This is a genomic window from Nitrospirota bacterium, assembly GCA_016207905.1.
Lineage (GTDB): Bacteria > Nitrospirota > Thermodesulfovibrionia > Thermodesulfovibrionales > JdFR-86 > JACQZC01.
Genome location: JACQZC010000004.1, coordinates 16,681 through 36,950, shown reverse-complemented (window position 1 = coordinate 36,950; position 20,270 = coordinate 16,681). Strand labels below are relative to the sequence as shown.

At 42.3% G+C, this 20,270-nt stretch carries 22 protein-coding genes and 1 tRNA gene; 22 read left to right on the top strand and 1 reads right to left on the bottom strand.

The window, feature by feature from the left end; genetic code table 11:
- The first annotated feature begins 25 nt into the window (after positions 1-25).
- The gene (gene pyk, locus HY805_00675; protein MBI4822736.1) at positions 26-1,435 is read left to right on the top strand and encodes a pyruvate kinase; all 1,410 of its coding nucleotides are present in this window, start codon (positions 26-28) and stop codon (positions 1,433-1,435) included.
- Positions 1,436-1,448: 13 nt separating this feature from the next.
- On the opposite strand, the gene HY805_00670 is transcribed toward pyk, so the two are convergent.
- Positions 1,449-1,521, bottom strand: a tRNA-Phe gene (locus HY805_00670).
- Positions 1,522-1,639: 118 nt separating this feature from the next.
- Here HY805_00670 and HY805_00665 point away from each other — a divergent pair.
- From HY805_00665 to HY805_00565, 21 genes are all read left to right on the top strand, one after another.
- Positions 1,640-2,653: an alcohol dehydrogenase catalytic domain-containing protein gene (locus HY805_00665; protein MBI4822735.1), complete on the top strand. Its 1,014-nt coding sequence runs from the start codon at positions 1,640-1,642 to the stop codon at positions 2,651-2,653.
- A 52-nt stretch (positions 2,654-2,705) separates the two neighbouring features.
- Positions 2,706-3,941 (top strand): thermonuclease family protein, encoded by a 1,236-nt coding sequence (locus HY805_00660; GenBank protein MBI4822734.1) that lies wholly within the window; start codon positions 2,706-2,708, stop codon positions 3,939-3,941.
- Positions 3,928-4,629: an MjaI family restriction endonuclease gene (locus HY805_00655; protein ID MBI4822733.1), complete on the top strand. Its 702-nt coding sequence runs from the start codon at positions 3,928-3,930 to the stop codon at positions 4,627-4,629. The genes HY805_00660 and HY805_00655 overlap by 14 nt, the downstream gene beginning before the upstream one ends.
- A gap of 12 nt (positions 4,630-4,641) precedes the next feature.
- Positions 4,642-5,445 carry a 3-hydroxy-5-phosphonooxypentane-2,4-dione thiolase gene (gene lsrF, locus HY805_00650; protein MBI4822732.1) on the top strand — a complete coding sequence of 268 codons (804 nt, stop codon included), beginning with the start codon at positions 4,642-4,644 and terminating at the stop codon, positions 5,443-5,445.
- Positions 5,442-5,858, top strand: coding sequence for an OsmC family protein (locus HY805_00645; protein ID MBI4822731.1), 417 nt, complete (start codon positions 5,442-5,444; stop codon positions 5,856-5,858). Before lsrF ends, HY805_00645 begins: the two co-directional genes overlap by 4 nt.
- A complete protein-coding gene (locus tag HY805_00640; GenBank protein MBI4822730.1) occupies positions 5,855-6,484 on the top strand; it encodes a PilZ domain-containing protein in 630 nt (209 codons plus the stop codon). The genes HY805_00645 and HY805_00640 overlap by 4 nt, the downstream gene beginning before the upstream one ends.
- Positions 6,481-6,930, top strand: coding sequence for a phosphatidylglycerophosphatase A (locus tag HY805_00635; protein MBI4822729.1), 450 nt, complete (start codon positions 6,481-6,483; stop codon positions 6,928-6,930). The genes HY805_00640 and HY805_00635 overlap by 4 nt, the downstream gene beginning before the upstream one ends.
- Complete coding sequence (locus tag HY805_00630) at positions 6,915-7,400, top strand: CinA family protein (protein MBI4822728.1); 486 nt, start codon at positions 6,915-6,917, stop codon at positions 7,398-7,400. Before HY805_00635 ends, HY805_00630 begins: the two co-directional genes overlap by 16 nt.
- Complete coding sequence (thpR, locus tag HY805_00625; GenBank protein ID MBI4822727.1) at positions 7,391-7,960, top strand: RNA 2',3'-cyclic phosphodiesterase; 570 nt, start codon at positions 7,391-7,393, stop codon at positions 7,958-7,960. The genes HY805_00630 and thpR overlap by 10 nt, the downstream gene beginning before the upstream one ends.
- Before the next feature lie 34 nt (positions 7,961-7,994).
- Positions 7,995-8,990, top strand: coding sequence for a recombinase RecA (recA, locus tag HY805_00620; GenBank protein ID MBI4822726.1), 996 nt, complete (start codon positions 7,995-7,997; stop codon positions 8,988-8,990).
- 1 nt (position 8,991) lies between these two features.
- On the top strand, positions 8,992-10,143 hold the full coding sequence (locus HY805_00615; protein ID MBI4822725.1) for a type IV pilus twitching motility protein PilT: 1,152 nt from the start codon (positions 8,992-8,994) through the stop codon (positions 10,141-10,143).
- A 22-nt stretch (positions 10,144-10,165) separates the two neighbouring features.
- Positions 10,166-10,603, top strand: a complete 438-nt coding sequence (locus HY805_00610; protein ID MBI4822724.1) for a regulatory protein RecX — start codon at positions 10,166-10,168, stop codon at positions 10,601-10,603.
- Positions 10,600-10,959, top strand: coding sequence for a hypothetical protein (locus HY805_00605; protein ID MBI4822723.1), 360 nt, complete (start codon positions 10,600-10,602; stop codon positions 10,957-10,959). The genes HY805_00610 and HY805_00605 overlap by 4 nt, the downstream gene beginning before the upstream one ends.
- A 232-nt stretch (positions 10,960-11,191) precedes the next feature.
- On the top strand, positions 11,192-12,439 hold the full coding sequence (locus tag HY805_00600) for a hypothetical protein (protein ID MBI4822722.1): 1,248 nt from the start codon (positions 11,192-11,194) through the stop codon (positions 12,437-12,439).
- 2 nt (positions 12,440-12,441) lie between these two features.
- Complete coding sequence (locus HY805_00595) at positions 12,442-13,608, top strand: NgoFVII family restriction endonuclease (GenBank protein ID MBI4822721.1); 1,167 nt, start codon at positions 12,442-12,444, stop codon at positions 13,606-13,608.
- 269 nt (positions 13,609-13,877) lie between these two features.
- Positions 13,878-16,514 carry an alanine--tRNA ligase gene (gene alaS, locus HY805_00590; GenBank protein ID MBI4822720.1) on the top strand — a complete coding sequence of 879 codons (2,637 nt, stop codon included), beginning with the start codon at positions 13,878-13,880 and terminating at the stop codon, positions 16,512-16,514.
- 333 nt (positions 16,515-16,847) lie between these two features.
- Positions 16,848-18,059 (top strand): tyrosine--tRNA ligase, encoded by a 1,212-nt coding sequence (locus HY805_00585; protein MBI4822719.1) that lies wholly within the window; start codon positions 16,848-16,850, stop codon positions 18,057-18,059.
- Positions 18,060-18,239: 180 nt separating this feature from the next.
- Positions 18,240-18,464 (top strand): AbrB/MazE/SpoVT family DNA-binding domain-containing protein, encoded by a 225-nt coding sequence (locus HY805_00580; protein MBI4822718.1) that lies wholly within the window; start codon positions 18,240-18,242, stop codon positions 18,462-18,464.
- Between the two features lie 20 nt (positions 18,465-18,484).
- Positions 18,485-18,862 (top strand): type II toxin-antitoxin system death-on-curing family toxin, encoded by a 378-nt coding sequence (locus HY805_00575; GenBank protein MBI4822717.1) that lies wholly within the window; start codon positions 18,485-18,487, stop codon positions 18,860-18,862.
- 69 nt (positions 18,863-18,931) lie between these two features.
- A complete protein-coding gene (locus HY805_00570; GenBank protein ID MBI4822716.1) occupies positions 18,932-19,603 on the top strand; it encodes an MgtC/SapB family protein in 672 nt (223 codons plus the stop codon).
- A 321-nt stretch (positions 19,604-19,924) separates the two neighbouring features.
- Positions 19,925-20,266 carry a hypothetical protein gene (locus tag HY805_00565; GenBank protein ID MBI4822715.1) on the top strand — a complete coding sequence of 114 codons (342 nt, stop codon included), beginning with the start codon at positions 19,925-19,927 and terminating at the stop codon, positions 20,264-20,266.
- The last annotated feature ends 4 nt before the right edge of the window (positions 20,267-20,270 follow it).

The window sequence follows — 20,270 nt, the reverse complement described above, 5'->3', positions numbered from 1 at the left end:
ATGATACCTGATGATGCGAGGCTTAATGCAAAGGCGAGCTAAAATCATCTGCACAATCGGGCCTGCCTCGATTAAAAAAGATGTAGTATTTTCCCTCATAAAGGCAGGAATGGATGTTGCACGGCTTAATTTCTCGCATGGAGATTATGGATTCCATAAAAAGGCAATATCCCTTATAAGGGAAGGCTCGAGGAAATACGGAAAGCCGATTGCCATCATTCAGGACCTTCAAGGCATAAAGATAAGGGCTGGCTACTTAAAAGGCGGATATATCACCCTTAGGAAAGACCATCGCCTTTCTATCTCCCCCGGCAAAGGCATAGGAGACGAAAAACAGATATACATTGCCTATCCGCCCCTTATAAAGGATGTCGCTATTGGCGACAGGATTTTGCTCGACGATGGGCTTATGGAGCTAAAGGTTACTGGAAAGGAAAAACATAGCTTAATGACAAGGGTCATTGAAGGAGGCCTCTTAAAAGAAAGAAAGGGCGTAAACTTTCCCGATACGAAAATAACCTTATCGTCATTTACGGAAAAGGATAAAAATGACCTTCTGTTTGGCATCGAGATGGCAGTTGATTATGTGGCAATCTCTTTTGTAAGAGAGGCAGAAGATGTAAGAAAGGTAAGAAGATGGCTTAAAAACAAAAGGCATTCCATTCCGCTTATTGCAAAGATAGAAAAGCCCGAGGCTTTAAAAAACATCTCCGAAATCCTCGATGAGGCAGACGGAATAATGGTTGCCCGTGGAGACCTTGGAGTCGAAATCCCTCCTGAGGATGTCCCGATGGTTCAAAAAACCCTCATAGCAGAGGCAAATAGGAAAGGACGGCTCGTCATCACAGCCACACAGATGCTTGAGTCCATGACAGAGCATACAAGGCCAACGAGGGCAGAGGCAACTGATGTAGCAAACGCAGTGCTCGATGGAACGGATGCCCTAATGCTTTCAGGAGAGACCTCATTAGGAAAATACCCTCTTCTGGCACTCGCTATGATGGACCGCATAATAAGAAAAACCGAAAGCAAAAAGCGCATAGCCTCGCAGTATATACCTCTCAGGTCGTTTTCAGATGCCATAGCAGATGCAGGAGCAAGGGCAGGCGAGGACATAAAGGCTAAATACATAGTGGCATTTACGCAATCAGGCTTTACTGCAAAACTTCTGAGTAAATTCAGGCCATCTGTAGCAATAGCCGCATTTACCCCATTTGAGGCTGTTTTAAGAAGGGTCTGTCTTTATTGGGGCGTAATACCAAAGAAGATAGGCAATGTCAAAAGCACTGATTCGGTCTTCAGAGAGGTAGAATCAGCACTCCTTAAAGACCGCATGGTCAGAGCCGGGGACAGTATCGTGATTACGGCAAGCTCTCCTGTTATTGGCATAGGAAAGACAAATCTCCTTAAGGTTCAGAAAATAGGGGAGCTGTGAATAAAAAATCAGATGGGCAGTCGCAGAATCGAACTGCGGACACGAGGCTTTTCAGGCCTCTGCTCTACCGACTGAGCTAACTGCCCTCAACCACTAACTTACCTCTTTGCCTTTTTCATTGTCAAGCATTTGACATCCTTCTGCCTTTAAGTTAAATTCATTAAAGCAAAACTTTTATATGGAGGAAACCCCTTGCATGTAGCAATGTATTACTCAAACAACGACATTCGGCTAAAGGAGATGCCTGTGCCAGAGGCAGGCAGAGGCGAGATAGTGATACGAATCCATGCAAGCGGTATATGTGGCTCTGATGTGCTTGAGTGGTATAGGGCGGGAAAAACCCCTCTTGTTTTGGGCCATGAGATAGCAGGAGAGATTGTAGAGGTAGGAGACGGTGTAACTTCCTATAGAAAAGGACAAAGGGTCTCTGCATCTCATCATGTTCCATGTAATACATGCCATTACTGCCTTTCTGACCATCACAGCGTATGCGAGACCCTGAGAACTACGAAATTTTATCCAGGAGGGTTCTCGGAATATGTAAGGCTTCCCCAAATCAATGTGGACAGGGGTGTGTACCTACTCCCTTCTGATATGTCATATGAAGAGGCAACATTCATAGAGCCCTTAGGATGTGTCCTCAGGGGTCAGAGATTTGCAAAGGTTTCTGTGGGCTCAAGGGTGCTTATAATAGGCTCTGGAATCTCAGGGCTTCTTCACATCCAACTTGCAAAGGCACTGGGGGCATCTCTTGTCGTTTCAACGGATGTAAAGGAATTCAGACTTAATGCCGCAAAAAGACTCGGTGCTGATGAGGCAATACATGCATCGAAGGATATCCCACTGGAATTTAGAAAGCTAAATGGAAGGGGTGCAGATGTAGTCATACTCACAACTGGAGCCCCTAATGCAATAGAGCAGGCACTTAGCTCTGTTGACAGGGGTGGAACCGTGCTTTTCTTTGCACCCTCAGGGGAAGGGTATAAGCATCCAATCCCAATAAATGACCTTTTCTGGAGGAAGGAGATAACACTTACATCCTCCTATGCCGCTAACTACAACGAACATATGACTGCACTTGAGCTAATACATCAAGGGAAAGTAAATGTCCGTGAGATGATAACTCACAGACTTCCCTTAAGCGAAGCCCAAAAAGGCTTTCAGCTTGTAGAAAAGGGTGATGAGTCTATTAAGGTTATAATAGAGCCATGGAGATAGGAAGCAATCGTAAGGGATGAATATAAAAATAATCTTAGGTGACAGCAGGGAGATGGACGAAATAATAGATGAATCCGTTCATCTTATTATTACCTCTCCACCATACTGGCAGTTAAAGGACTACGGGAATAGAAGCCAGATAGGCTTTAACGATACATATGAAGAATATATCAACAATCTCAACCTTGTCTGGAACGAATGCCGTAGGGTTTTACATAAGGGTTGCCGCCTGTGCATCAATATCGGAGACCAGTTTGCCCGCTCGGTATATTACGGCAGGTATAAGGTTATACCAATTCGAGAAGAAATAATTAAGTTTTGCGAAACTATAGGCTTTGATTATATGGGCGCAATTATCTGGCAAAAGGTGACAACCTGTAACACAACGGGCGGGGCTACCATAATGGGTTCGTTTCCTTATCCCCGGAATGGGATATTAAAGCTCGATTATGAATTCATACTTGTATTTAAAAAACTTGGCGACCCCCCTAAGGTGAGTAAAGAGGTAAAAAAGAAATCAAAACTGACTATTGAGGAATGGAATGAGTATTTTTCCGGTCATTGGAATTTCCCGGGCAAACGGCAGGAAAAGCATCTTGCAGTATTCCCCGAAGAACTCCCTAAAAGGCTGATTAAGATGTTCAGCTTTGCCGGTGATACAGTTCTTGATCCATTCCTTGGAAGCGGGACAACTTGCCTTGCGGCTGAGAATCTTGATAGAAACTCTATGGGCTATGAGATTAATGAAGACTTCCTGCCGGCAATAAAATCAAAGCTGAAAGCCTCCGATATTAAAATCATAAAACAGGAAAAACTTAACCTGAACTTCAAAGAAGAAATAAACAAACTTCCATATGTTTTTAAAGACCCTGTTAAGTTCGATAAAAAGATTGACCCTAAGAAATTAATGTTCGGCTCAAAAATAGACCATTCAGACTATAGCCGCGAAACCTACTATTCGGTAAAACATGTAATTAATTCTGAGCTTCTGGTACTCAATAACGGCCTGAGGGTCAGGCTTATCGGCATAAAAGGAAAAAAAGAAATAAATGGAGAAGCCGTAAGATTCCTTTCGGAAAAACTAAGGGGGCAAAAGGTCTTTATGAAATATGACAGCACTAAATATGATGAGGAAGGGAATTTATTGTGTTACCTGTATTTGAAAAATAAGACTTTTATTAATGCTTATTTAATTAAAAACGGCTTGGTGCAGGTGGCCAATGAAACTGATTTTAAGTATAAACATAAATTTATAGCCATTTCGAGAGAAGCCAATGCCCAAATCTGAAATTAAGAAGGTTGCCAAAGCCTTCGGCAAAAAAGAAAAGGTATTAAACTATGCGAGCCATACTTATCAACTGACTAGACCTAAAAAAGTTGGCGCTGTTATGGCTTTAATTCGTGAATGTCAGCCGAAAACACTTAAAGAATGGGAATCGTTCTATTTTAAAAAAGCCTTCACAAAGAATAAAACACCAATAAAGGTTACGAAAGAAATTCTGACGGAACTTGGTCAAAGGCTTTATGAAAAAATTACTCAAGTAGTTATTCCTGAATGGACAGAAGCGTTTAGTCAGGTCACTTTACAAGATTGCATAGACTTTGTTTATGAAGTAACTATCCATAGGACATATGATGGATTCATAAGAGAAAAGTCTGTTGTTAATGATTATCTCGCTAAAAAGTTTCCTGCTATTAGATTTGAAGAAAGTGACCCGGAACTTGATCATGCTGGAGACATTGACTATCTTGGCTGGGTTGGAGACAAAGCCTTTGGGATTCAAATAAAACCAATCACTGCGCAGTCGAACTTCGGGAATTATTCAGTAAGCGAAAGGATGAAAGCAAGTTTTGAGGAATTTACTGAACGATTTGGTGGTAAAGTTTTTATCATATTTTGTGAAAAAGAGAAAATCAAAAATAAAGAAGTTGTACGAGAGATAGAAGCAGAAGTCGCAAGACTAAAATTACGGTAATAAGGAGGTTTTATGGACTGGGGATTAAAAAACAGGCTTTCGAGGATTATCAAACCTGAAACAGGGAAAACAGTTATGCTTGCAGTTGACCACGGATATTTCTTAGGACCCACAACAGGGCTCGAGGAGCCAAGAAAGGTTCTTACACCTCTTTTGCCATATGCGGATGCACTTATGCCAACGAGAGGTGTCCTTCGCACATCTATACCTGCTACATCGGATACCCCAATAGTTCTCAGGGTCTCGGGTGGCCAGAGCATACTTACAGAGCTTTCAAACGAGGGGCTTATAGTGGCAATGGAGGATGCAGTAAGGCTTAATGTATCCGCAGTAGCTATATCGATATATGTGGGTGGCCAGTATGAGCATCGGACACTTACAAACCTTGCAAAGCTCGTTGACGAAGGACAAAGATATGGAATCCCTGTGCTTGCAGTTACTGCAGTTGGAAAAGACATGGCAAGGGATGCAAGGTATCTTTCTTTAGCGTGCAGGATTGCCGCAGAACTGGGAGCACACTTTGTAAAAACCTACTACTCAGAGAACTTCGAGCGTGTTGTAAATACCTGTCCTGTTCCAGTTGTTATGGCAGGAGGAAAGAAGATCCCTGAATTCGATGCCCTTACCCTTACTTATAACGCAATCTCAAGAGGTGCTTCTGGCGTGGATATGGGAAGAAACATATTTCAGGCAGAGCATCCTACTTCGATGATACAGGCTGTTAGGGCAGTTGTGCATGAGGGTGTAACACCGAAAAAGGCATTGAGCCTCTATGAAAGCCTGAAGGCAGGCAGGAAAAAAGGAGCAAGGAAATGAGTATAAAAGTAAAATATGTAGATGGCCTTCAGTTCGTAGGCGAATCCGATTCAGGACATGCAGTAGTCATGGACGGAACCCCTGATGTTGGAGGCAATGACACAGGCATGAGGCCAATGGAGCTCCTGCTTGTCTCATTAGGTGGATGCACAGGCATGGATGTCATCTCTATCCTTAAGAAGAAAAAAGAAAATGTAACAGGACTTGAGCTTAATATCAAAGGTGAAAAGGCTGAAAACTACCCAAAGAAATATACCTCTGTAAACATAGAGTTCACGGTTAAAGGCAAGGGTATAAGCGAGGATGCCGTTAAAAGGGCAATCGAGCTATCTATGGACAAATACTGCTCTGTAAAGGCAACTATAGAGCCAACTGCAAAGGTCTCATGGAGTATGAGGCTCGTTGAGGTTTGAAGACCATCTGTCTCATTAAAGATAAAAGGCCTCTATGGGAGGAGGTCATAGGGTATCTAAAGAGTGCAAATGCAGAGGTCTTTACATCCGATGAGTCTGCCTTATCGGCAACACTTCCCAGAAAGCCCGACCTAATCATAACAGGCGAAAAGACCTATCGGTCCATGAATGCCACGCTACAAAACACACCAAAAATAATCGTTACAGATGGAAAGCAAATGACAGTCGAGAGAAAAACAAAGGATGTTTACTTTATAGTATGGCCTGTTTACAAAGAGGCATTCCTTGAGATTACGGCAAGACTGCTTTACATCTCAGAAAGAAGGGTTTTTAATGCCCTCATAACAATTACATCCAAAGATAAAAACGAGACCTTCATTGGAAGGTCCGAAAACTTCTCCATGACAGGCATTGCATTTAAATGCGATAAGCCCCTTAGCAGGACAGATAATGTAATAATCTCCTTCTATGTTACCGGGCTTTCAAGAAGGGTAAGCCTCGAGGCAGAGGTGATGAGGTCTGCAATAGACCCTACCGATGGAACGACTTATTATGGCGCAAGGTTTATAAATCTCTCTGCCGAGACAAAAGCTATCCTTACCCGCTTTATAGAGAAGGGCAAATGACCTTAATCCAGTCAGCCATTAAATACATGGCAACGCTTGGACCTGTGGGTTTCATGCCTATAGCTCCGGGGACATTCGGGTCTTTTGTTTCACTAATCATGCTCTGGCTTTTAACGCCATCCCCTTATGTTCATGTCTCAATCTTTCTTGTTGCCTTAGCAGGAGGGACATTTGTGTCTCATGAGGCTGAAAAGCTCTTTGCAAAGAAGGACGCAAGCCCAATAGTCATCGATGAGTTTGCAGGGTATCTCGTTTCAATAGCGTTTCTTCCACAAACCAAAGGGTATTTCATTGCATCCTTTATTTTATTCAGGGTTTTCGATATACTAAAGCCACATCCTATAATGGAGGTTCAGAGACTGCCAGGAGGGGTAGGCATTATGGCAGATGACCTTATTGCAGGCATTTATACGAATCTTATACTTCAGATATGGAAACGCATTTAGAAATCGTTGGCAAGCTTCACGAAGCCTTCAAATCAAAAGGGCTTCGCTTAAGCATTGCAGAGTCCTGCACAGGAGGGCTTATAAGCCACTGGCTTACAACACTCCCCGGGGCATCCCTATTCTTTGACTCCTCTATAGTTTCTTATTCCATAAATTCGAAGATAAAGCTTCTCGGTGTCAAAAAATCCACTGTAAAAAAACATGGCACAATAAGCGAAGAAACAGCAAGGGAAATGGCAGAGTCTTTAAGAAGCAAAACAGGAACCGACTTCTGCCTTTCGATTACAGGAAATCTTGGACCGGAGCCGATAGAGGACAAAAAAGTGGGGCTCGTATTTATAGCAGTTTCGTTCTCGAAGGAGACCACATCGAGAGGCTTTAGATTTGAGGGCTCGAGAGATAAAATCAAAAAATCAGCAGGGATAACTGCCCTTGAGTTTCTTTATGAGGCAGTCTCCATATGGACATAAGGTGTTTCATATCCGTAGAGTTACCTCTGGAGATTAAAAGGAGCATTGACGAAAAGACAAAGGCTCTCAGAGACTCAGGCGATGATGTAAAATGGGTTCGCATAGAAAACCTCCACATTACACTTAAGTTCTTAGGTAAGACGCCTGAGGCAAGACTTCCTGAAATCAAAGACAGACTTACCTCTGCAGTGAGCCCCCTTAGAAGTTTCTCTATCGAATTTGCCAGTGCAGGCGCATTTCCCAATGTAAGGTATCCGAGAATCGTATGGCTTGGAATAAGGAATTCCGAGCATTTAGTTAGGCTTCAGAGCGCAGTTGAGATGGCACTTACTGCCATAGGGTTTGAGCCAGAGGAAAGGCAGTTTAAGCCGCATCTGACGATCGGAAGGGTTAAATCAGCAAGGGGCAAGGAGGCACTGGTTCGGGAAATCGAAAACCTTAAAGGAACGGTCTTTGGTAAAATACAGGTGGAAAACATCTCCATAATGAAGAGCGAGCTACACCCTAAAGGGTCTAAGTATACGAGGCTCGATGATATTCCCTTAATGACAGAGCCTTGAGATTTAAGTTAAAATAAATTCCAAAGGAGGACCGATGAACAAAGATAAGGCAAAGGCCCTTGAGACAGCAATTGCACAGATAGAGAAGACATTTGGGAAGGGCGCAATAATGAAGCTCGGCGGACAGGAAATCGCAGGAGGGATTCAGGTTATACCCACCGGCTCTTTGGCTCTCGACATCGCAACCGGAATAGGCGGATTCCCAAGGGGAAGGGTCGTAGAGATATTTGGTCCTGAGTCCTCTGGAAAGACAACCCTCGCACTGACAGGAGTGGCTCAGGCACAGGCAGGAGGCGGGACCGCCGCATTCATCGATGCAGAGCATGCACTGGATACAAATTATGCGCGCAAGTTAGGAGTGAAAGTGGATGACCTCCTCATCTCCCAGCCTGACACAGGGGAACAGGCATTAGAGGTTACCGAGGCATTGGTAAGAAGCGGAGCAGTTGACATCGTGGTCATAGACTCGGTTGCCGCATTAGTGCCGAGGGCTGAGATAGAAGGCGATATGGGGGATTCCCTGCCAGGGCTTCAGGCAAGGCTTATGAGTCAGGCACTCCGAAAACTAACTGCCGCAATCTCAAAGTCCCTCACAACAGTTATATTCATCAACCAGATAAGGATGAAAATCGGCGTGATGTTTGGCTCTCCTGAGACAACAACAGGAGGCAATGCCTTAAAGTTCTATTCCTCCATGAGGTTTGACATAAGAAAGATAGACACCCTAAAGGAAAATCAGGAGACCATAGGCGGAAGGGTAAGGGTAAAGGTGGTTAAAAACAAACTTGCCCCGCCTTTTAGGCAGGCTGAGTTTGACATATATTTTAACGAGGGCATATCCAGAGTAGGAGAGCTCGTAGACCTCGGAGTTGACAATAAGCTGATAGAGAAATCAGGTGCATGGTATAGCTACGGAGGGCAGAGAATCGGGCAAGGAAGAGATAATGCAAAGGAGCTCCTTAAAACCAAGCCTGAGATTTCAAAAGAGATTGAAGACAAGATAAAGGAAATCTACACGGGGAAAAAATAATATGGATATAACCGAACTTCTTAAGACTGCGCTTTCGCATGGTGCCTCTGACCTGCACATGAAGGTTGGCTCGCCACCAATCATGAGAGTTAATGGAGAGCTTGTCCCTCTTCCTTCTGGAAACAGGCTCTCCAACGAGGATACAGTTAAGCTCAGCCTTTCGCTAATGAACCCAGGACAAAGGGAAAACTTCAAAAAGAAAAACGACATAGATTTCGCATATAGTGTTCCGGGACTTGGAAGGTTTAGGTGTAATGCATTTGTTCAGAGGGGAACCGTTGGCATCACCATGAGAACGATTCCAATGAAGATTCCAACAATAGAGGAGCTACATCTTCCAACAATCCTAAACAAGATTGCATTACAGCAAAGGGGTCTTATACTCGTGACAGGAACAACGGGAAGTGGAAAATCCACGACCCTTGCCGCTATGATTGACCTTATAAACATGTCAAAGACCGTAAATATCGTAACCATAGAGGACCCAATAGAGTACCTTCATAGAGACAAACGGGGACTGATTAACCAGAGAGAAGTGGGTGTTGACACCGAGTCGTTTGCAAAGGCACTGAGGGCCGCACTCAGGCAGGACCCAGATGTGATACTGGTTGGCGAGATGCGTGACTTCGAGACCATTCAGACTGCAATGTCAGCCGCTGAGACAGGACACCTTGTCTTAAGCACACTGCACACCCTCAATGCCTCTGAAACGGTTAACAGAATCATATCGTTTTTCCCTCCTTACCAGCACAAGCAGGTCAGGCTTCAGCTTGCCGCCATACTTCAGGGAATCATTTCGCTCAGGCTTGTGCCAAGGGCAGATGGACAAGGCAGGGTCCCTGCAGTAGAAATCCTTATTGCCACTGCAACTATAAAAGACTGCATAGAAGACGCGGATAAGACAAAGCTCATTCCAGATGCCATAATGCAGGGCAAGGTCCATTACGGTATGCAGACATTCGACCAGTCTCTTTTTGACCTTTATCAGGCAGGACTTATTGCATACGAGGAGGCACTTAGATGGGCAACGAATCCAGATGATTTCAAGCTAAAGGTAAAAGGCGTTCATTCCACTTCTGAGGTGGCATTTACAGAAACAGGGAAACAACAAAAACCCGATTCTTCGATAAAAATAGAAAGGTTCTCTAAATAGTCAGATGTCCCTCGATGCCCTGATGTATGCCTATAGACTTTTAAGCTATAGGGCAAGAAGTCAAAAGGAGCTTGAGCATAGGCTTAGCCTGAAGGGTTTCCCTGACGATGACATCAGAAAGACTATAGAGCATCTTAAAGGGTATGGATACCTCGATGACCTGTCCCTTGCCTCAAACCTTAGAAGGCATGCCTCTGACAGAAAGCTTTTAGGCAAAGAAGGCGCAAAACAATTTCTTAGACAAAGGGGGATTCAAAGGCAGGATGTCGAGACTGCAATATCGGACTACGATGAACTACCATCTGCCTTATCCCTGATTAATAAAAAAATGAAGACATTGAGGGAATACCCTTATTCTGTTACAGTAAAGAAGCTCTCGGGTGCATTGGCAAGAAAGGGCTATTCTTCACAGACAATAAGAAAGGCTCTTAAATTAAGCGAGGAGGAGATAAGGATATGAGAAATGTATTTTACTACGGGCTTATTGCGGTTGTCTTTTTGGTTTCGGGCTGTGCACAGGCTGTAAGGTATTCGCCTTATGAGCTAAAGGCATTTCCGACAGAAGTTCAGGAGCAGATAAAACAGAGAGCAATATCGTTAGGCATGAATCACCAACAGGTCAGGTATTCGTGGGGAGCGCCATCTAAGGTCAAGGTTCTTGCACCCGAAAAAGACGGGCATGTGCGTGAAGAGTGGGTCTATAAAGGCTTTGAGCCTCTGCCATATAAGACAACGCTTACCTTTACAGAAGCCGAGCTTACAGACATAGTGTCTAATGACCCGAACCTCGAAAAACATGTAACCCGAAAAAAATAACCTTAGCCCTATGAAAAGCTCAGAGATCAGACAAAGAGGGATCTGTGATTGGAAGATAAAAATCAGATAGCACATATCAGTTGATAAAAAGGAGAGATTTGTTTAAGCTTTTAACACAAAAATTTGGAGATTGCTAAAGAGAGGCTTTATGATTAAAAACAAAGTAAAGGAACAAATAACAAAGCAGGCAACTATGTTTGGCACACATGAGTTTCCATCTTATGAGGAGATAATGGAGGCAGAAAATGAGGAAAATAATGTCCGAAATTCATCTAAAAAGGTTCTTATACTTTTTAGAAACACAATTCCTGAAATTCCATCAACGACATACGGAACTTTTGCCATTTACCAGTACCCTGCAAAGTTTATACCTCAGGTGATAGCCTATGTATTAAAAAAATACGCCAAACCAGGCATGAAAATATTTGACCCTTTTGCAGGTTACGGGACTGTTGGTGTGGTGTCAAAGATGTATGGATATAATTATGAGCTATGGGATTTAAATCCAATAATAAATATAATCCATGACACTGCGACCATGAAAAACCCTAAGATAGATGTTTTAAGGTTAATTAATGAAATTAAAAATTCTCAGGGGGAGTTTATTCCAAAATGGTCTAATTTAAGTTATTGGTTTCCTGACGAGTTTATCCCTATTCTTTCAAGAGCATGGGGATTTGTCCATTCATTAACGGATGAATCTAAATATGTGCTTTTAATACCATTACTCAAAGTAACAAGGTATTTCTCTTTCAGCGATGAGAAGGTGCACAAATTATATAAGTCAAGGAATTCAAAAGAAAAAATTAAAAACCTCTTGAAGAATGATTGGAGAGAAAAATTTTACCGTAGCTTGGAAAAACAAATAAACCTACTTATAAAACGGGTTGAGGAACATAGCCATTTTAATCATAAGCAAGTAGAATATACGCTGGAATCTGGAAAGGATATATTCGATTTAAAATTAAAACATAAAGTTGATATTCTGATTACTTCACCACCTTATCTACAGGCACAGGAATATATCAGATCTACCAAGCTTGGACTATTCTGGCTTGGCCATAAAGAAAATCAAATAAAGGAGCTAAGCAAGAAGGAAATCCCTTATAGACAAGTTAAAAGAATAAAAATATATTCACCTACTTACCACATATACAGGGACAAAATAAAGGAACCTCATTTAATAGAGTTATATGAGAGATATTTTCATGCCATATTGAAAATATTTACTGACTTAGGAGAAGATGTAATAAGGTATATGTGTATTTTTGTAGGGCCAGCGAAAGTAAGAAATTTCTCTATACCTATTGATGATATTATTGTTGAGCATTTAAAAAAATTTGGGTGGAAACACAGGGTTACATATATTGACAGAATAGTATCAAGAGTTATGTTCCAATCAAGGATAAACCCAGCCTCTGGGATAGAAGATGAAAGAATGAAAACAGAACATTTGGTTGTTCTGGAAAAGGTGAATTGAATATGGAATTCAGGTATTTTTATCCAACACAAGAAGAGAAAAACAAGCAGAAGTATAAGAAGCTTTTGCACGGTGTATCACAGGCCAGCAGGCTTTTTAGCGAAAGTAAAAAACCTTATATTCATTACAGAACAGCTGAAAACATATTCTGTAAAAGCTTTATAGCTAGAAATGTTAGCAGAAAAGACTGTTCTGTGGATGCCGTTAAGATTGATAATGGAATAGGGATAAAGACATTTGTTAGTAATGGAGAATTACGATTTGAAAAAATAGCGGAGTTTGACGATAGGGAAAAATATCCTCTAAATTACAAAGATGCGTCTGAGTTAATTAAACAAATTACGTTTTACAGAAATAAACGCCTTGAAACTACGGTAAAAGACTTTAACCTTGATAATATTTTGTATCACTATATCATCCGGGATGTTGGTAAGATTTTTATACATGAATGTCCTATGAGACAAATTGATGAAAAATCGGTACGGATAAAAAAATCAAGAAAAACTTCAGGACACATATTGAATTTCAGCGATGCTCATTATGATTACCTTTTCAATTTAAGTAAGCATACTTTGTATAAAGGGTTCTTAACCGTTAAGCCGTTAGATATAATAGAAATACCAGTTGAAATTGATGATAAATCGTTGACCGATGCATTAAAGGAATTAATAGGGGAAAGAAGAGATGCAGAATTTCCTCTTCTTGAAACTAAGGAATATGTAATTCTACCCCTATATAGCTTAAGAGAAGGAGAAGTCCCCAAAAGAAGTGGTCTGAATCAATGGCATGCACGCGGTAGACCACGAGACTATGATGAGGTGTATATCCCTATTCCCAGAATAGTTCATAAAAGCAAGCCGGGATTTTTCCCTGAGCGGGACCATAAATTTATACTTAGGACAGAAGACGGTAGGGAATTTTCAGCAAAAGTATGTCAAGAAAATAACAAAGCTCTTATGACTGATCCAAATGTGGCACTGGGGAAATGGCTCTTAAGGGATATGTTGCGATTAAAAAAAGGCGAGGTAGCCACTTTGGAACATCTAAGAAAAAGAGATGCTGATACTGTTATCGTATATAAACTGAAAGAAGATTTATATCAAATTAGTTTACACTCATTTGGGAGCTTTGAAAAGGAATATAGATTAAAAGAATGGAATTTAGATTGATATGTCATCTCAGTCTACCTTTATAGAAGCCATGGGAGTAAGATGTCCTGTTTGTAAATTTTATGATTATATTTCTTATAAGGAATTATACGATGACGAGTGGATAAGCTTGAAATGTCAGTGCATTGGGTGTAAGGCTTTATTTCAGATAAACTATAAAGCAGTTAGTATTGATGAATTGAAAGAACCATTGGGCCTATAATGCACATAATACTCAGGAGACAATCTGTGTGCGTGCAAGGCATGGTAAGAATTAGGAACTTACCCCTATGAAAAGCTCAGAAATCAGAAAGACCTTTATAGAGTATTTTAAAAGCAAGGGGCATGAGGTAGTGGCAAGTGCATCCCTCGTTCCACGAGGAGACCCAACGCTTCTTTTTACTAATGCAGGAATGGTTCGGTTTAAGCCTGTGTTTTTGGGAGATGAGGAAAGCCCTTACAAAAGGGCAGTGTCCTGCCAGAAGTGTCTGAGGGCAGGCGGAAAACACAGTGATATAGAAAATGTAGGCCATACAAAAAGGCATCATACATTTTTCGAGATGCTTGGAAACTTCTCATTCGGAGATTATTTCAAAGAAAAGGCAATAGAGTATGCATGGGAACTCCTGACAGGCGTATTTCAGATCTCAAAGGATAAACTTTATGTCTCCATATACGAGGAAGACGATGAGGCAGAAAGGCTCTGGCAGGAAAAAACAGGGCTTTCCCTCTCAAGAATCGTAAGGCTTTCTGCAAAGGACAATTTCTGGCAGATGGCTGACACAGGTCCATGTGGGCCTTGCTCTGAGATAATAATAGACCAGGGACCTGATGCAGGCTGTGGCAAGGAGACCTGTAAGGTGGGGTGCGACTGCGACAGGTTCTTAGAGCTATGGAACTTAGTATTCATGCAGTTTAACAGGGATGAATTCGGAACCCTCACGCCCCTTCCAAAACCGAGCATAGACACAGGAATGGGCATTGAAAGAATCTCCGCAGTTCTTCAGGGGAAAAACAATAACTTCGATTCGGACATTTTTAAGGAAATCATCTCCTCGATTGAGGCAAATACAGGTGTAACATACGGTGAAAGCCCAGACACAGATGCCTCCATCAGGGTTATAGCTGACCATATCAGGGCTATCTCGTTTCTTATCGTAGAGGGCATTATGCCTTCAAACGAAGGAAGAGGCTATGTGCTTAGAAGAATCTTAAGACGGGCAGGAAGGCACGCAAGACTTCTCGGAAAAGAAGGACCTCTGCTTTACAGGCTCACAGACCCTGTGGTTACATCCCTAAAAGGTGTTTATCCGGAGCTGGAAGAGGAAAGGGAAACAGTAGTAAAGGTCATCAGATTCGAAGAAGAGAGATTCGGTAAAACATTAGAGCAGGGAATGCTTTTGATGGATAGCCTCATAGGGTCCCTTAGGGCTTCAAAGAAAACCATTATCCCCGGGCAAGAGGTATTCAGGCTTTACGATACATATGGATTTCCACTTGACCTTGCAAGGGACATAGCAATGGACTTGGGCTTTTCCATAGACGAAGATGGGTTTCACATGGCAATGTCTATCCAGAGGGAAAGGGCAAGGGCATCATGGGTTGGAGAGGAGACTGCTTTATCCTCCATCTACAGGGAACTGATTTCAGAGACAGGTAAAACAGAGTTTTTAGGCTATGAGACTACCGAATCCGATGCAGTTATTAAGGCAATACTTAAGGCAGGTAATGTCGTCAAGGAGCTTAGTGTTGGCGAGGAAGGAGAGGTCTTCCTCAATAAAACCACATTTTATGGAGAATCAGGTGGTCAGATAGGAGATACAGGAGTTATTTATTCCGATACATTCAAGGCTGATGTGCTTGATACAAAAAGCCCTCTCGATTCATTTATAAGCCACCACATAAAGCTCAGGAAGGGAACCCTTCAGGTGTGGATGAAGGTAAGATGTTCGGTTGACATAGATAAAAGACATGCCATAATGCGAAACCATACTGCAACCCATCTTCTTCAGTCAGCACTTCGTGCCACATTAGGCGAGCATGTCAAACAGGCAGGCTCATTCGTTGGATCTGACAGGCTAAGATTCGATTTTACCCATTTCTCGTCTCTCGGCAGAGACGAGCTTAATGTAGTAGAAGACATGGTTAATAGCTGGATACTTCAAAATCATCCTGTAAATGTCCTTGAGATGGATATAAAGGATGCCCTTTCCTCAGGTGCAATTGCGCTTTTTGGAGAAAGATACGGAGAAAGGGTTAGGACCATAACGGTTCCCGGGGTAAGCATGGAGCTTTGTGGAGGAACCCATGTAAGGGCAACAGGAGATATAGGCGCCTTCAGGATTCTTGGAGAAGGCTCTGTTTCATCTGGCATTAGAAGGATAGAGGCTATTACAGGAAAACAAACGATTGCTTACATGAGGGAAAAAGAAGATGAGCTTCTCAAGATTGCCCTTCTCGTTAAATCCCCTGATGCTCCTTTGGAGAAGGTAAGGGCTCTCATCGAAGAGCTTCGTGAGCTCCAGAAAGAAAAAGAAAAGGCAAAAGGGGTGGCTGTAAAAGACATCTCCACAGAGGTTGTCAAAAAAGCAAGGGAGATTAGCGGAATCAAAGTGGTCTCTGAAAAAGTAGATGGGCTTTCCCAGAAAGACCTGAGAGCACTCGCAGACAGTATTCGAGACAGATTGGGCTCATGCGTAATAGTGCTTGCCTCTGTAACGGACAATCAGGCGTCATTCCTCTCTATGGTTACAGGAGACCTTACGAAAAAGCTCAGTGCGGATAAGATTCTAAGGGAAGTGGCTAAAATGACTGGTGGAAGAGGAGGAGGCAAGCCGGAGCTTGCACAGGGCGGAACAAAGGACATTAATGCTCTGGATACTGCCATCAACAGGGTCTACGATATAGTCAAGACAGTAAAATCTTGAACCTTTAGAGGGTTCTTCTGCTGAATAAGTTCAGATACATATGAGACTGAAATGTTGTATAAGAAGTTATTTTATTTCCCACCCACCCACCCAATTTTAAGGCATGGGGGCTTTGCCCCCATCCCCCCTATTATTGTCATTCCGACTTGTTCGGAATCCATCTTTCTTTTAAGAAGGATTCCCGACGCGCTTCGCTTGCGGGAATGACTAGGGGATAGGGGGACTTTGTCCCCCTATAAAAAAATAATTCCCCTCCATGAAGGGAGGGGATAAAGGGGAGGGTGAATGGCATCTGCTTGACCTCTGCAATCTATAGGTTTTATCATAGTGCTTATGCTTAAGCCAGAAAAACAGTTTGAGCTTATAAAGAGGGGCTCTGTAGAGATAATCCTCGAAAAGGAACTTCTCCATAAGCTCGAAAGCTCCTATAAAAAGAAAACGCCTCTTAAGGTCAAGGCTGGTTTTGACCCAACTGCACCTGACATCCACCTTGGGCATACTGTGCTTCTCGAGAAGATGAGGCAGTTTCAGGACCTTGGACATGAGGTCATATTCCTCATAGGAGACTTTACAGGTATGATAGGAGACCCATCAGGAAAAAGCTCTACAAGAAAGCCCCTTACAAAAGACGAGGTCAGAGAAAATGCAAAGACATATAAGGAGCAGCTCTTTAAGATTCTTTCTCCTTCAAAAACAAAAATAGTCTTTAACTCAGAGTGGATGTCTAAGATGACTCCAGAGGAATTCGTTAAGCTCACAGGCAGATACACGGTTGCGAGGATGCTCGAAAGAGAGGATTTTAAAGAAAGATTTAAGGAACAAACCCCTATAAGCATTCATGAGTTTATCTATCCCCTGATACAGGGCTATGACTCGGTTATGCTTAAGGCTGATATAGAGCTTGGTGGCACTGACCAGAGATTCAACCTTCTTATTGGAAGGGAGCTTCAGAAGGAATATGGGCAATCCTCGCAAAGCCTTGTCCTTATGCCCCTCCTTGAAGGCACAGATGGTGTAAAAAAGATGTCAAAGAGCTTAGAAAATTACATAGGTATTACAGAGCCTCCTAAAGAGATATTCGGGAAAATCATGTCCTTAAGCGATGAGCTTATGCTCAGGTATTATGAGCTTTTAAGCCATATATCCTCCGAGGAGCTAAATAAGCTCAAGGATGGAATTAAAAGCGAAAGCATAAACCCAAAGGATGCAAAACAGGCACTTGCACTGGAGCTTACCGAAAGATACAGAGGCAAAGAGGAAGCCCTTATGGCAAAAGAGGAGTTTGAGAGAGTCTTTAAGAAAAAAGGTCTTCCCGAAGAGATTCCTGTTTTTGAGCTAAAGTGGGATGAGGAGGAAATGTGGGTGCCAAAGCTCATGAAGCAGGTAGGGCTTGCAGGAAGCACATCAGAGGCAGTAAGATTGATAAAACAGGGAGGTGTAGAGATTAATGATGAAAGGCTCGCTGACCCACAGAGCAAACTCAAAAAGGGAAGCTACCTCTTTAAGGTTGGAAAAAGGAGGTTTTTGAGGGTAGAGCAGGGTTAGGCTCATGGAAGTTTCCACAATAGCAGAAAAACTACTTTTTACAACAATCAGGATTGAAACTGACCAAGGGACTGGAACTGGCTTTATTTTCGGGTATGACCTGGATGTGTTGAACCCATACACAGACTTGACAGGCATCAGATATTGGTGATACAATGTGTATACAAGGAGGTAAAAAAGATGCTAAAGAAGCTGGTTTCTCATGGCAATAGCGCAGCCCTTATAATAGACAAGCCGATACTGGAGCTTTTAAGGGTTGATATGGACACACCGCTTGAGATTTCAACTGATGGAAAAAACCTGATTGTCTCACCTGTTGAAGATGCTAAAAGAGAGAAGCGGTTTAAGACTGCACTTGCGAGGGTCAACAGATTGCATGGTGAGACCCTGAAAAAGCTCTCCTGACAGTGAAGCACCCCAAAAAGATTGTCTTTTTATCCCTTGCCGAAGTGGTAGAAATACATGCCAGCCATATAAGAAGATATGGTGGTAGAGAGGGAGTAAGAGATATGAATCTTCTCAGTTCGGCAGTGGCAATGCCATATGCGTCTTCTCATGGAAGGTTTCTTCATAATGATATTTATGAAATGGCTTCTGCCTATGCCTTCCACATATGCCAAAACCACCCATTTATTGATGGAAATAAAAGAACAGCACTTGCCTCTGCCTTAGTCTTCCTTGAGATGAACGGTATAAGCATATCCGACCCTGAACATAGGTTGTATGATGCTATGATTTCACTTGCAAGAGGAAAGCTAAGTAAATCCGGTTTTGCACAGATACTAAGGAATCTGAGAGAGTAAAAAGAGATTGTGTTTTACAAAATTACAAAGATTTTTTATAGGTTAAATCTGTTATAATTTACAGGGCTTATGATAACTCAGTCTGAGATACTAATCCGACTTCTGCTTGGAGCTGTCCTGGGCGGTATAGTCGGATTTGAGAGGCAGACACATGGAAGGCCTGCTGGGTTCAGAACCCATCTGCTTGTGTGTGTTGCATCTGTGCTTTTTATGGTAGTGTCTCAGTATTACCATTATCTGAGCCAGATAGACCCCTCGTATATAAGGATTGACCCTGCAAGGATTGCTCAGGGTGCAATAACAGGCGTTGGCTTTATAGGTGCAGGCGTGATACTTAAGACAGGCATTACGATTCAGGGACTTACGACTGCGGCATGCATCTGGATGGTCTCTGCAATTGGCATTGCAATTGGCTCGGGACTTTATCTTGCAGGCATTGCTTCCACTGCAATTACCTATTTTTCCCTTCTTGCCCTTAGGACAGTGGAAAAGAAGATGCCCCGCATCACATTTAAATCCCTTACAATCGTTGCCAATGAGGATATAGACGAGGACATCATCTCCTCTACTCTTCATAAATACGGCTCCGATATAGCAGGTGTAGATTATGACAGAGACATCGAAAAGAAAGAACTTACATATCACTTCACGATTATGGTCACACAGAAGACCCTTCTGAGGAAACTGCTCGATGAAGTGAGCTCTTTGAAATCCGTAAAAAAGGTCTCTATCGGCACTTAAAGGTTTTTATTTTCATTATTTGTCCACCACATTTTTTGTCTTTATCTGAACTTATTCATGACAGTTACACCTTTGAACGATATAAAAAGTTATTTTATTTCCCCACCCACCCGCCCTGTCTTAAGGTATGGGGGCAAAGCCCCCATACCGCTAAAAAGAATCTCCTTTACAGAATAGGGGTTAGGGGGACTTTGTCCCCCCTATATAAAAAAATAATTCCCCTCCATGAAGGGAGAGTGTAGGGACTTGACAAAAAAAGAACTGTAACAGTTATATAATAGTGTGTTTGCAAAAAAAGAGGATTAAGGAGGAGTAAAGGTGATGCGATTAATAACTGGGGTTTTGTTGTTTTTTTGTTTGTCTGTTGTTTATGCCGGTGCCGGCGATATTGAGGTCAGCGGACTGGCCATTAAGGTCATAAGCGAAGAATACGGCATGATGTCTGTTGGGCTGAAGGTGAATGTTTATAATCATGGTTCTCCCGGCAAACTATATATAACAGTTCAAGGGCTCGATGCAGAGGGTTTTGAGATTCTTTCGCATGTGTTCGATTCATATATCGGAGCATCCGAGAAAAAAACCCTTAGCGATAACAGGACGTTTAGAAAAGAGAACTTTAATAAGGTTATTGAGTGGCGGATAAAAAGCATTGAAAAATATTAATTAG

Bases quoted from the DNA above. Each gene is read 5' to 3' on its own strand.
- HY805_00660 (MBI4822734.1), top strand. From the start codon at position 2,706: ATGGACGAAATAATAGATGAATCCGTTCATCTTATTATTACCTCTCCA.
- lsrF (MBI4822732.1), top strand. From the start codon at position 4,642: ATGGACTGGGGATTAAAAAACAGGCTTTCGAGGATTATCAAACCTGAA.
- HY805_00585 (MBI4822719.1), top strand. From the start codon at position 16,848: ATGCTTAAGCCAGAAAAACAGTTTGAGCTTATAAAGAGGGGCTCTGTA.
- HY805_00655 (MBI4822733.1), top strand. From the start codon at position 3,928: ATGCCCAAATCTGAAATTAAGAAGGTTGCCAAAGCCTTCGGCAAAAAA.
- HY805_00605 (MBI4822723.1), top strand. From the start codon at position 10,600: ATGAGAAATGTATTTTACTACGGGCTTATTGCGGTTGTCTTTTTGGTT.
- HY805_00595 (MBI4822721.1), top strand. From the start codon at position 12,442: ATGGAATTCAGGTATTTTTATCCAACACAAGAAGAGAAAAACAAGCAG.
- HY805_00610 (MBI4822724.1), top strand. From the start codon at position 10,166: ATGTATGCCTATAGACTTTTAAGCTATAGGGCAAGAAGTCAAAAGGAG.
- alaS (MBI4822720.1), top strand. From the start codon at position 13,878: ATGAAAAGCTCAGAAATCAGAAAGACCTTTATAGAGTATTTTAAAAGC.
- HY805_00630 (MBI4822728.1), top strand. From the start codon at position 6,915: ATGGAAACGCATTTAGAAATCGTTGGCAAGCTTCACGAAGCCTTCAAA.
- thpR (MBI4822727.1), top strand. From the start codon at position 7,391: ATGGACATAAGGTGTTTCATATCCGTAGAGTTACCTCTGGAGATTAAA.
- pyk (MBI4822736.1), top strand. From the start codon at position 26: ATGCAAAGGCGAGCTAAAATCATCTGCACAATCGGGCCTGCCTCGATT.
- HY805_00600 (MBI4822722.1), top strand. From the start codon at position 11,192: ATGGAGGCAGAAAATGAGGAAAATAATGTCCGAAATTCATCTAAAAAG.
- recA (MBI4822726.1), top strand. From the start codon at position 7,995: ATGAACAAAGATAAGGCAAAGGCCCTTGAGACAGCAATTGCACAGATA.
- HY805_00570 (MBI4822716.1), top strand. From the start codon at position 18,932: ATGATAACTCAGTCTGAGATACTAATCCGACTTCTGCTTGGAGCTGTC.
- HY805_00615 (MBI4822725.1), top strand. From the start codon at position 8,992: ATGGATATAACCGAACTTCTTAAGACTGCGCTTTCGCATGGTGCCTCT.
- HY805_00580 (MBI4822718.1), top strand. From the start codon at position 18,240: ATGCTAAAGAAGCTGGTTTCTCATGGCAATAGCGCAGCCCTTATAATA.
- HY805_00635 (MBI4822729.1), top strand. From the start codon at position 6,481: ATGACCTTAATCCAGTCAGCCATTAAATACATGGCAACGCTTGGACCT.
- HY805_00645 (MBI4822731.1), top strand. From the start codon at position 5,442: ATGAGTATAAAAGTAAAATATGTAGATGGCCTTCAGTTCGTAGGCGAA.
- HY805_00565 (MBI4822715.1), top strand. From the start codon at position 19,925: ATGCGATTAATAACTGGGGTTTTGTTGTTTTTTTGTTTGTCTGTTGTT.
- HY805_00665 (MBI4822735.1), top strand. From the start codon at position 1,640: ATGTATTACTCAAACAACGACATTCGGCTAAAGGAGATGCCTGTGCCA.